This is a genomic window from Streptomyces sp. NPDC000941, assembly GCF_053599555.1.
In genome coordinates this window covers 25109-36094 of sequence record NZ_JBSFMM010000117.1, presented here as the reverse complement: position 1 = coordinate 36094, position 10986 = coordinate 25109, and the positions used below count along the sequence as shown (strand labels likewise).

Here is a 10986-nt window from a genome sequence, read left to right as displayed (position 1 = left end):
TGCGTCGCCGACGCAGCCGTATCGGGCGCGGTGGCGACGCAAACCCACCGCAATGCCCGGCTCACCCGACCACGTGGTCGAGCTGCCCCGCCTTGGCCGCCCGGATGAAGGCCGCGAGCGGGCGCGGGGCGGTACGTATGGCTGTGCCGGGGGCTTCGCTCTCGCGGAGGTGTATCGCGCCGTTGGCGGCGGCGAGTTCTACGCAGTTGTTGTCGGGGCCGGTCCCCGAGAAGGAGGACTTTCGCCAGCGGGCCTGATGCATGTCCTGATCCTCTACAGCTCTCGTGCGATGCGGTGGATGAAGTCTCGCGACTTCGCGGGGCTGATCGCGGACGCCTCGACGGTACCGAGGAGGGCACGGTAGTAGTTGAGCTGCGCCTCCGCATGCAGGAAGTCGATGCCGTGCATGTGGTCGATCTGCACGGTATCGAGCGGGGGAACCGGGCCTGCCGCGTAGGTCATCGCATATCCCATGCCCGCGAATCCCTCCGCCGAGAAGGGCACCACCCGCACGATGACATGGGGCAGTTCTGATGTCTCCAGGATGAAGTCCAACTGTGCGCGGGCCGTCTTCCGATCACCGACCCTCATCAACAGCGCGGCCTCATGGATGATCGCCGTGAAGCTGGGCGGATCTTCACGCTCAAGCACGGCACGACGCCGCAGACGGAAGTCGATGACCGCCTCAAGGTGGTCCGAGGCGTGGACGGAGCGCGCGTAGGTGAACAGGGCCCGCATATAGGGCTCCACCTGGAGCAGCCCCGGAATGTGCACCACCTGCAGACTTCGCATCCCACGGGAGTGCCACTCCAGAGCAGCGAGGTCCAGCGAGGTCGAGGCGAGGGTGCCGCGGTACTCCTCCCACCAGCCTCGCCCGCGCGCCGTCGCCATCATGGCCAGTGCGTCGACCAACGCGTCATCCCCGCAGCGGTATTGGTCGGCGAGTGCGCGCAGCCGTTCCTCGCTGACGCCGAGACGGCCGACCTCCATGTGACTCATCTGCATGGGGCTCACGCCCAGGCGCTTGGCGGCCTCTCGTGCGGTCATCCCGGCCCGCTCCCGCAGCTTCCGCAGCTCGGCGCCCAGCCGCTCCTGACGGGCGGTGGGGTTACTCCTTGGCGGCATGGGCCTACTCCCTGCTACTCAGCGGCTGCGGCGCCACCATGCCACGACTCGCACCGTTTGGGCGAACTTGGCGTACTAGGTTGCGCCGGTACTATGTAGCACCCTACGTTGAGTATTGCGACGCTCACCGAGCGAAACGTCCGGTCGCCCGGAGCTCGCACACCCCACCGCGCCACAGGAGGCCCCCATGCCCCTCGTCACCCCTGCCGTCGCGCCCTTCGAATACTGCCTCCACGTGCCGCACGACCCCCGTGCCGTCCGCGTCGCCCGCGCCTCCCTCCGTACCGCCCTCACCGCGCATGAGCTGCCCGAACTGATCGAGCGAGCCGAGCTGCTGACCAGCGAAATGGTCACCAACGCGATCGTGCACGCCGAAGGGGAGGCCGACCTGCGGGTGAAGTGGTACGCCGAACGGTTGCGCATGACGGTCTGGGACACCAGCGCGACGCCTCCCAGTCGGCGGGAGATCCGCGTGGACAGCGAATGCGGGCGGGGGCTGCAGCTGCTGGAGCTGCTCGCCGACAGTTGGAATCACTTCCCGCTGACCGGCGAGCTGTGGGGTCCCGCGTCCAAGGTGGTCTGGTGTGAGATCAGCCGGACGCCGCCCCCAGGCTGGGGGTGAGGGGCCGGGCCCGGCGCCGTCAAGGCACGGCGACGGCCACGCGGCGGAACTCCACGGACTCGATGGTGACGCCGGGTGCCGTCCAGCCGACGGCGGGCGGGGTGGCCGCGCGGGCCTGCTCCTCGGTCTCGAAGACGGTCATCGAGAAGCCACGGCCGTCAACGGGTTCCAGCCAGTACCCGGTGAGGAAGCCGGGCGCCGAGCGGATTCCCGGCAGGATGTCGTCCATCAGCGCGGCGGCGGCAGCGGGGGCCTGGGCCGGGTCGATGGTCAACGTCACTAGGGCTGCGTACATGGGAAGCTCCCTGCTGACTGCGGACGGTCCGGTCCAGGTAGGACGTCGCAACTGGGTGAAAGTCATCGGTCGTCACGGAGTCTTCGAGTAGCCCAGCGCCTCGGTGATCCGGCCGTCACGCACCCGCATGACGTTGACGCCGAGCACCGATGTCGTATGCCCCTCGCCGAACGTGGCCTCGCCGTCGGTGAAGGTGGCCCGCCACTGGATGGTCGCGCGGTCGCCCGCGACGAAGACGTCGTGCGGAGTGAAGCTGGTGTTGAGGTCGGCGGCGAGTGCTGCCCAGAACTTCAGGCACTCCTCGCGGCCTTCGTAGCGCGTGCCGTCCGGGGCGGGCTGGACGGACACCATCACGCAGTCGTCGGCCAGCAGGTCACCCAGGCCGCTGGGGTCATGGCTGGTGAACGCCTCGTTGAAGCGGCGGATGACCTCGGCGGTGTCGATGTCTGACATGGATTCGTTCCCCTCTCGTGGTGAGGGGAACGATCCTGCGGAAGCCACGCACAACCGGCAATTCCCTGCGGGGAATGCGACCTCGCCACCTACGCCCCGACAAGGGCTTCGTAGTCGCGCAGCGTGATGTTCTCGGCGGTCTTGCGGGCGATCTTGGTGGCCATGTTCTTTCCCAGCAGGTAAGGGACGAGCCTGTAGCAGCCGTTGAGCAGCGCGGCGAGGGTGCGGTTACGGGGGACCATGAGCTTGGCGACGCCGTCGCCCATCTTCTGGCAGCCCGTCGCGTACTCGCGCATCTCCTCCTCGTAGCGGGCGTACGCGACGCGGTGGTCGCCGTGCGCGGCGGCCAGTTCCCCGGCGAGGACGTACGCGTACGAGCCCGGGCTCGGCGCTGAAGCCGCGCCGCACCGCGCCGGCCCGGTCGGTGAACAGCCGCACCGCCGCCTCGTCGTCGAGCGGCCGCACCTGCCACACGTTCTCGCCGATGATGCCCAGCGGCTCCCGGCTGGTCGCCAGGACCCGCAGCCGCGGACAGGTCGCCAGCAGCCGCGCCGCCAGCGCGGCGGCCTCCTCGACGACGTGCTCGCAGTTGTCCAGGACGAGCAGGAGCATCCGGTCCGACAGCGCGGCGATCAGGCGGTCGACCGGCGTGTGGGAGCCGCCTTGCGGCTGGAGCCCGTCCCCGCGCGGGCCGAGCGCGCCCAGTAGCGTCAGCAGCTCCCGGTGCAGCGCGGCGAGTTCGGCCGAGGGATCGGCGCCCAGCTCCTCGGCCAGGTGTCTCCGGGTCTCCTCGAACACCACCAGCGCCTCGGCCTGCCCGCCCTCGGCGAACTGGGCGCGCATCAGCAGCCCCGCCGACCGTTCCCTGAGCGGATGGCGGCCGACCAGCTCGCGCAACTCCGGTACGGCCGCGCGGTGCTCACCGAGCCTCAGCTCGCCCTCGATCCGGTCCTCGATCGTCCCGAGCCGAAGCTCCTCCAGCCGTACGGCGGGGGCCCGGGCCGTCTCGCTCTCGGCGACCGCGACCTCGGCCAACGCGGGCCCCCGCCACAGCTTCAGCGCCTCGCGCAGCAGCGCGACCGACCGCCCGGGGTCGCCCTCGCGCAGCGCGGCCCGGCCCTCCCGGGCCAGCCGCTCGAACCAGCAGGCGTCCACGTCATCGGGCGCCACCACGATCCGATATCCCGCTCCGGCCCGCTCGATCGCGGCCGCCGGGCCCAGCGCCGTACGCAGCCTGGACACCTGGGACTGCAGCGCATGCGCCGACAGCCCGCCGCCCGGGTCGAGTTCCTCGGCCAGCCGGTCTGACGACACGACCTCACCGGGACGGACCAGCAGCAGCGCCAGCAGCGCCCGGCGGGCCGGCCCGCCCAGCGGCGCCTCGGTCCCGTCGTCGTGCCACGCCCGGGTCTCGCCGAGGATTCCGAACCGCATGCCGGTGATTATGCACACGCCAAAGCGGCCCGGTGACCGACTGGTCGGTCACCGGGCCGCTCGATGGAGTGAAGCGCCAGGCGCTACTCCGACCGCTTGGGCTTGGGCCGCCACACCACCAGCGCGCTGGTCTGCCGGACCTGGTCGTAGGGGACCAGGTCGCGGCGGTAGGAGGCGTGGACCGCGGCCTCGCGCTGCTGCATCGCCGCGGCCGCGCCCTCGACCGCGGACTGGAGTTCGGCGACGCGCTCCTGGAGGGCGGCGACCTGGTTCTCCAGTTCGATGATGCGCTTGATACCGGCGAGGTTGATGCCCTCGTCCTGGGAGAGCTGCTGCACCTGGCGGAGCAGCTGGATGTCGCGGGCCGAGTAGCGGCGGCCGCGGCCGGCCGTACGGTCGGGGGAGACCAGACCCAGACGGTCGTACTGGCGCAGGGTCTGCGGGTGCAGCCCGGAGAGCTGGGCGGCGACCGAGATGACGTACACCGGCGACTCGTCGGTCAGCTCGTACGGGTTGCGGCTCCTCGCCCCGCCCATGCCACTTCTGCCTCCGGGCCCTCGGCCAGACGTCTCCATCGGGTCACGCTCCCTTCGCGGACTGGAACAGCTCCGCCCGCGGGTCCTCCCCCGCGGTCGCCTCTCGGTACGACTCCAGCGCCTCGCGCGCCTCGTCGCTGAGGTCCTTGGGGACGGTGACCTCGACGGTGACCAGGAGGTCGCCGCGGGTGCCGTCCTTGCGCACCGCGCCCTTGCCGCGGGCGCGCATCGTGCGGCCGTTGGGCGTGCCGGCCGGCAGTTTGAGGGTGACCGGGGGGCCGCCGAGCGTGGGGACCTTGATCTCGCCGCCGAGCGCCGCCTCCGGGAGGGTGACGGGCACGGTGACGGTGAGGTTGTCGCCCTTGCGGCCGAAGACCGGGTGGGGGTCCACATGGACCACCACGTACAGGTCGCCGGCCGGGCCGCCGGTCTCGCCCGGGGCGCCCTTGCCGCGCAGCCGGATCCGCTGGCCGTCGCTGACGCCCGCGGGTATCCGCACCTGCATGGTGCGGGCGCTGCGGGCGCGCCCGCTGCCCTTGCAGGTCTCGCAGGGGTTCTGCGCGATCAGGCCGCGGCCGCGGCAGTCCACGCACGGGTCGGTGAGCGAGAAGCCGCCCCCGCCGCCGCGGCTGACCTGGCCGGTGCCGACGCAGGTCGGGCACACGCGGGGGGTGCCGTTCGCGTCGCCGGTGCCCGAGCACGCCTTGCACGGGGCCTGGCTGGACATCCGCAGCGGGACCGTGGCCCCCTCCACCGCCTCGGTGAAGCTCAGCGTCACCTCGGACTCGATGTCCTGGCCGCGGCGCGGCTGGGCACGGGTGCCGGTGCCACGGTTGAAGAGTCCGCCGAAGACGTCCCCGAGGCCGCCGCCGAAACCGCCGGCCGCTCCGCCGCCGCCCGGCTGGGCGCCACCGCCGCCGAAGAGGTCGCCGAGGTCGAAGTTGAAGCTGCCGGGGCCGCCCGCGCCCGGCCCCGGGCGGAATCCGCCGTTGCCGAACAGGGCGCGGGCCTCGTCGTACTCCTTGCGCCGCTTGGGGTCGCCGAGGACGTCGTTCGCCTCGGAGATCTCCTTGAAGCGCTCCTCGGCCTTGGCGTCGCCCTTGTTGGCGTCCGGGTGGAACTCGCGGGCGAGCTTCCGGTACGCCTTCTTGATCTCCGCCTCGGTGGCGTCCTTGGGGACGCCGAGGACCTTGTAGTAGTCCTTCTCGACGAAGTCCTTGGTGCTCATCCTCGACGTCCCTCCTCTCCTGCCACCGCTGTCACGTCAGCTGTCACGTCAGCCCTCGTCCGGGCCACCGCTCTCCTCGTCCGGCGTCTCGTCCCCCTTGGGCTGGGCGCCCGGCTGGGGTTCGGCGACCGCGACCCGCGCCGGGCGGATCGTACGCTCGCCGATTCGATACCCCGGCTGCAGAATCTGCACGCACGTGGTTTCGGTGACGTCCGGTGCGTACGAGTGCATCAGCGCCTCGTGCACCAGCGGGTCGAAGGGCTCGCCCTCCGTGCCGAACTGCTGCAGCCCCATCTTTTGCGCGACCGTCTCCAGCGATTCGGCGACGGACTTGAAGCCGCCGACGAGCTCGTCGTGGTCACGGGCGCGGCCGATGTCGTCGAGCACGGGAAGCAGCTCGGTCAGGAGGTTCGCCACGGCGATCTCCTTGACCGTGACCCGGTCCCGCTCGACCCGGCGTCGATAGTTCTGGTACTCCGCCTGGAGCCGCTGGAGGTCTGCCGTCCGCTCGCCGAGCGCCGTACGGACCTGGTCCAGCTGGGCCTGGATGGCCACCTGCTCGAGGTCCCCTGCCGGGGCTGCCGGGCCCGCCTTGTCGGCGGACCCGGCGGCACCCTTGGCCGCATCGTCAGGGGTCTGTGCGGCCTCGGAGGGGACGTCGGGCTGCTCCTCGAAGCCCGGGGTCTCCTCCGTCACGCGGCACCACCCTGGCCCTGGCCCTGGCCCTTGTTGTCGGCCTTCTCGTCGTCCACGATCTCGGCGTCCACGACGTCGTCGTCGGCCTTGGCCTGGCCGCCGGCCGCGCCCGCTCCACCTGCCGCGCCCGCCGCGCCCGCGCCGTCCGGCTGGGCGTTGGCGTACAGCGCCTGGCCCAGCTTCTGGCTGACGGCCGCGACCTTCTCGGTGGCGGTGCGGATCTCGGCGGTGTCGTCGCCCTTGAGCTTTTCCTTCAGCTCGCCGAGCGCGGTCTCGACCTCGGTCTTGACGTCGCCGGGGACCTTGTCCTCGTTGTCCTTGAGGAACTTCTCGGTCTGGTAGACCAGCTGCTCGGCCTGGTTGCGGGTCTCGGCGGCCTCGCGGCGCTTGTGGTCCTCCTCCGCGTACTGGTCGGCCTCGCGCATCATGCGGTCGATGTCGTCCTTCGGCAGCGCGGAGCCGCCGGTGACGGTCATCTTCTGCTCCTTGCCGGTGCCGAGGTCCTTGGCGCCGACGTGCATGATCCCGTTGGCGTCGATGTCGAAGGTGACCTCGATCTGCGGCACGCCGCGCGGGGCCGGCGGCAGGCCGGTCAGCTCGAACATGCCGAGCTTCTTGTTGTACGCCGCGATCTCGCGCTCGCCCTGGTAGACCTGGATCTGCACGGACGGCTGGTTGTCCTCGGCCGTGGTGAAGATCTCCGAGCGCTTGGTCGGAATGGTCGTGTTGCGCTCGATCAGCTTGGTCATGATGCCGCCCTTGGTCTCGATACCGAGGGACAGCGGGGTGACGTCCAGCAGCAGGACGTCCTTGACCTCACCCTTGAGGACACCGGCCTGGAGCGAGGCGCCGATGGCGACGACCTCGTCCGGGTTGACGCCCTTGTTGGCCTCCTTGCCGCCGGTCAGCTCCTTGACGAGCTCGGCGACGGCGGGCATCCGGGTCGAGCCGCCGACCAGGACCACGTGGTCGATCTCGGAGAGGGCGATGCCCGCGTCCTTGATCACGTTGTGGAAGGGGACCTTGCAGCGATCGAGCAGGTCGCTGGTCAGCTGCTGGAACTGGGCGCGGGTGAGCTTCTCGTCCAGGTGCAGCGGGCCCTCGGCGGACGCCGTGATGTAGGGCAGGTTGATGGTGGTCTCGGTCGAGCTGGAGAGCTCGATCTTCGCCTTCTCAGCGGCCTCACGGAGGCGCTGCAGGGCCATCTTGTCCTTGCCCAGGTCGACGCCGTGGCCGTTGTTGAACTGCTTGACCAGGTAGTCGACGACGCGCTGGTCCCAGTCGTCACCACCGAGGTGGTTGTCACCGTTGGTGGCCTTGACCTCGACCACGCCGTCGCCGATCTCCAGCAGCGAGACGTCGAAGGTGCCGCCGCCGAGGTCGAAGACCAGAATGGTCTGGTCGTCCTTCTCGAGCCCGTAGGCGAGGGCGGCGGCGGTAGGCTCGTTGACGATACGCAGGACGTTGAGGCCCGCGATCTCACCGGCTTCCTTGGTGGCCTGGCGCTCGGCGTCGTTGAAGTACGCCGGGACGGTGATGACCGCGTCCGCGACCTTCTCGCCCAGGTAGGCCTCGGCGTCCCGCTTGAGCTTCTGCAGAATGAAGGCGCTCATCTGCTGCGGGTTGAAGTTCTTGCCGTCGAGGTTGATGTGCCAGTCGGTGCCCATGTGGCGCTTGACCGACCGGATGGTCCGGTCCACGTTGGTCACGGCCTGGCGCTTGGCGACCTCACCGACCAGGACCTCGCCGTTCTTGGCGAAGGCGACGACGGACGGCGTGGTCCTGGCGCCCTCGGCGTTGGTGATGACGGTGGGCTCACCGCCTTCGAGCACACTGACGACGGAGTTCGTCGTACCCAGGTCGATGCCGACCGCACGAGCCATTTCGCAATCCTCCAGCTACACAGCATTGAGTGGAACAGGCTCAAGAGTGCATGATCAACTTCTGCGTGTCAACAGACCTGAGTCGAGTGGGCTCAACTTTTATATGGCCCTTATGGACAGGACACGGACAAGAGGAAGGGAGGACCGGGGACATGGCCCCCCATGCGAACCCCACGCGACTCCCGCATGGCCCCCGCACGACCCCCGCACGACCCCCGTAGACGCGGCCACGCGGCGGCCAAGCGACGCAGATCACCGGCCGGTCGGCTACATAGGCCAGCGCTTCCCCGGGTAATCTCGGTCAAGACCAGATAAGTTACTGCTTAGTAATTCCGCTCTCGCAGGTTCGAGGAGCCCCCATGCAACTCGCCGCGATCATCGTGTCGCTGGTCCTCACCGCGGTCGGCGTTGCCCTGCTCGGCCGCGCCATCGCGCAGTTCGTGCGCTTCTTCAAACTCGGCGCGCCGGTGCCGGCGGGCGCCCGGACCGACAACCCCTATCAGCGCAGCGTGACGCTGGTGAAGGAGTTCCTGGCGCACACCCGGATGAACAAGTGGGGCATCGTCGGCATCGCCCACTGGTTCGTCGCGATCGGCTTCCTGACCCTGCCGCCGACCATCATCAACGCCTACGGCCAGCTCTTCCAGGCGGACTGGACGCTGCCGATCCTCGGCGGCTTCCTCCCGTACGAGCTGTACGTCGAGTTCATCGGCACGATGACCACGCTCGGCATCGCGACCCTGATCGTGATCCGGCTGCTCAACCTGCCCAGCCGGGCCGGCCGCAAGTCGCGGTTCGCCGGTTCCACGGCCTGGCAGGCGTACTTCGTCGAGTACGTCATCCTCATCATCGGCCTGGCGATCATGGCGCTGCGCGGCACGGAAGGCGCGCTGCACCACGTCGACTCGTACGAGCCGGAGTACTTCGCCTCGTATCCGCTGGTGCTGCTCTTCAAGAGCCTCAGCATCGGCACCGTGCAGAACCTGACCTACCTGTTCGCGATGATCAAGCTCGGGACGACGATGGTCTGGATGATCACGGTCTCCGTGAACATCGACATGAGCGTCGCCTGGCACCGCTTCCTCGCCTTCCCCAACATCTGGTTCAAGCGCGAGTCGAGCGGGGACGTGGCGCTTGGCGCGCTGCAGCCGATGACCTCGGCCGGCAAGCCGATCGACTTCGAGGACCCGGGCGAGGACGACCAGTTCGGCGTCTCGCAGATCGAGCACTACTCCTGGAAGGGCCTGCTCGACTTCTCCACCTGCACCGAGTGCGGCCGCTGCCAGTCGCAGTGCCCCGCCTGGAACACCGGCAAGCCGCTCTCGCCCAAGCTGCTGATCATGTCGCTGCGCGACCACTCGCACGCCAAGGCGCCGTATCTGCTCGCGGGCGGCGGGAAGGACGCCGAGGGGGAGGAGAAGGCGTCCGAGGAGCAGCTTGCCTCCGTACCCGCCGCGGCGCTGGCCGAGGCCGAGCGGCCGATGATCGGCACGCTGGAAGAGAATGGCGTCATCGACCCCGATGTGCTGTGGTCCTGCACCACCTGCGGCGCTTGTGTCGAGCAGTGCCCCGTCGACATCGAGCACGTCGACCACATCGTGGACATGCGCCGCTACCAGGTGATGATCGAGTCCTCGTTCCCGTCGGAGGCGGGCACGATGCTCAAGAACCTGGAGAAGAAGGGCAACCCCTGGGGGCTCGCGAAGAAGCAGCGGCTGGCATGGACCAAGGAAGTCGAGTTCGAGGTCCCGGTCGTCGGCAAGGACGTCGAGGACCTGTCCGAGGTCGACTACCTCTACTGGGTCGGCTGCGCGGGCGCGCTTGAAGACCGCGCGAAGAAAACCACCAAGGCCTTCGCGGAACTGCTGCACATCGCGGGCGTCAAGTTCGCGATCATGGGCGGCGACGAGGCGTGCACCGGTGACTCCGCCCGCCGCCTGGGCAACGAATTCCTCTTCCAGCAGCTCGGCCAGCAGAACGTCGAGATGCTGAACATGGCCTTCGGCGAGGATGCTGATGAGGGTGTGGTCGTCGAGAAGTCCAAGAAGAAGATCGTCGCGACCTGCCCGCACTGCTTCAACACGATCGCGAACGAATACCCGCAGCTCGGCGGCCACTACGAGGTCATCCACCACACCCAGCTGCTGCAGCACCTCATCGACGAGGGCAAGCTGATCCCGGTCACCCCGGTCGAAGGGCTCATCACCTACCACGACCCCTGCTACCTGGGCCGGCACAACAAGGTCTACACCCCGCCGCGCGAGATCATCGCCAAGGTGCCCGGGCTGCGCAACGAGGAGATGCACCGCCACAAGGAGCGCGGCTTCTGCTGTGGCGCGGGTGGCGCCCGGATGTGGATGGAAGAGCGCATCGGCAAGCGCATCAACGACGAGCGCGTGGACGAGGCGCTGTCCCTCAACCCGGACATCGTCTCCACCGCCTGCCCGTTCTGCCTCGTCATGCTGACCGACTCCGTCAACGGCAAAAAGAACGATGGCAAGGCGAAGGAGTCGCTGCAGGTCGTGGACGTCGCGCAGCTGCTGCTCGACTCCGTCAGGACGCCCGGGGAGCCGGAGGACGACGGCGAGACGGCGGAGGAACCGGAGCCGGAGCCGGTGAAGTAGCGGACATCTCCAGACGCGCCGACGGGCTTGATCCGACTGACCGGATCAAGCCCGTCGGGCATTGGGGCCGTTGCGTCTTTACGGCGTGGG

At 69.2% G+C, this 10986-nt stretch carries 12 protein-coding genes; 2 read left to right on the top strand and 10 right to left on the bottom strand.

Going from position 1 to position 10986, the window contains the following annotated elements; genetic code table 11:
* Positions 1-61: 61 nt before the first annotated feature.
* Entirely contained in the window at positions 62-262 is a 201-nt protein-coding gene (locus tag ACWDSL_RS31545; RefSeq protein ID WP_450491236.1) for a DUF397 domain-containing protein, read from the bottom strand.
* An 11-nt stretch (positions 263-273) separates the two neighbouring features.
* Positions 274-1125 (bottom strand): helix-turn-helix domain-containing protein, encoded by an 852-nt coding sequence (locus ACWDSL_RS31540; RefSeq protein WP_450491234.1) that lies wholly within the window; start codon positions 1123-1125, stop codon positions 274-276.
* Positions 1126-1312: 187 nt separating this feature from the next.
* Between ACWDSL_RS31540 and ACWDSL_RS31535 the strand changes: the two genes are divergently transcribed.
* Positions 1313-1747, top strand: a complete 435-nt coding sequence (locus tag ACWDSL_RS31535; protein ID WP_450491232.1) for an ATP-binding protein — start codon at positions 1313-1315, stop codon at positions 1745-1747.
* Positions 1748-1766: 19 nt separating this feature from the next.
* Here the strand turns inward: ACWDSL_RS31535 and ACWDSL_RS31530 are convergent, their stop codons facing one another.
* The 8 genes from ACWDSL_RS31530 to dnaK form a co-directional block, all read right to left on the bottom strand.
* Positions 1767-2042, bottom strand: coding sequence for a hypothetical protein (locus ACWDSL_RS31530; protein ID WP_450491230.1), 276 nt, complete (start codon positions 2040-2042; stop codon positions 1767-1769).
* A gap of 72 nt (positions 2043-2114) precedes the next feature.
* Positions 2115-2495, bottom strand: coding sequence for a nuclear transport factor 2 family protein (locus ACWDSL_RS31525; protein WP_398533458.1), 381 nt, complete (start codon positions 2493-2495; stop codon positions 2115-2117).
* A gap of 89 nt (positions 2496-2584) precedes the next feature.
* A complete protein-coding gene (locus ACWDSL_RS31520; RefSeq protein ID WP_450491228.1) occupies positions 2585-2761 on the bottom strand; it encodes a hypothetical protein in 177 nt (58 codons plus the stop codon).
* Positions 2724-3929, bottom strand: a complete 1206-nt coding sequence (locus ACWDSL_RS31515) for an AfsR/SARP family transcriptional regulator (RefSeq protein ID WP_450491226.1) — start codon at positions 3927-3929, stop codon at positions 2724-2726. Before ACWDSL_RS31515 ends, ACWDSL_RS31520 begins: the two co-directional genes overlap by 38 nt.
* An 83-nt stretch (positions 3930-4012) precedes the next feature.
* Positions 4013-4465 (bottom strand): heat shock protein transcriptional repressor HspR, encoded by a 453-nt coding sequence (locus tag ACWDSL_RS31510; protein ID WP_089504715.1) that lies wholly within the window; start codon positions 4463-4465, stop codon positions 4013-4015.
* Positions 4466-4508: 43 nt separating this feature from the next.
* A complete protein-coding gene (dnaJ, locus tag ACWDSL_RS31505; protein WP_450491223.1) occupies positions 4509-5693 on the bottom strand; it encodes a molecular chaperone DnaJ in 1185 nt (394 codons plus the stop codon).
* Positions 5694-5741: 48 nt separating this feature from the next.
* Positions 5742-6389: a nucleotide exchange factor GrpE gene (grpE, locus tag ACWDSL_RS31500; protein ID WP_450491221.1), complete on the bottom strand. Its 648-nt coding sequence runs from the start codon at positions 6387-6389 to the stop codon at positions 5742-5744.
* On the bottom strand, positions 6386-8272 hold the full coding sequence (dnaK, locus tag ACWDSL_RS31495) for a molecular chaperone DnaK (RefSeq protein ID WP_450491219.1): 1887 nt from the start codon (positions 8270-8272) through the stop codon (positions 6386-6388). The genes grpE and dnaK overlap by 4 nt, the downstream gene beginning before the upstream one ends.
* 359 nt (positions 8273-8631) lie before the next feature.
* Here dnaK and ACWDSL_RS31490 point away from each other — a divergent pair, with 359 nt between their 5' ends.
* Complete coding sequence (locus ACWDSL_RS31490; protein WP_450491217.1) at positions 8632-10896, top strand: (Fe-S)-binding protein; 2265 nt, start codon at positions 8632-8634, stop codon at positions 10894-10896.
* Positions 10897-10986: the final 90 nt, after the last annotated feature.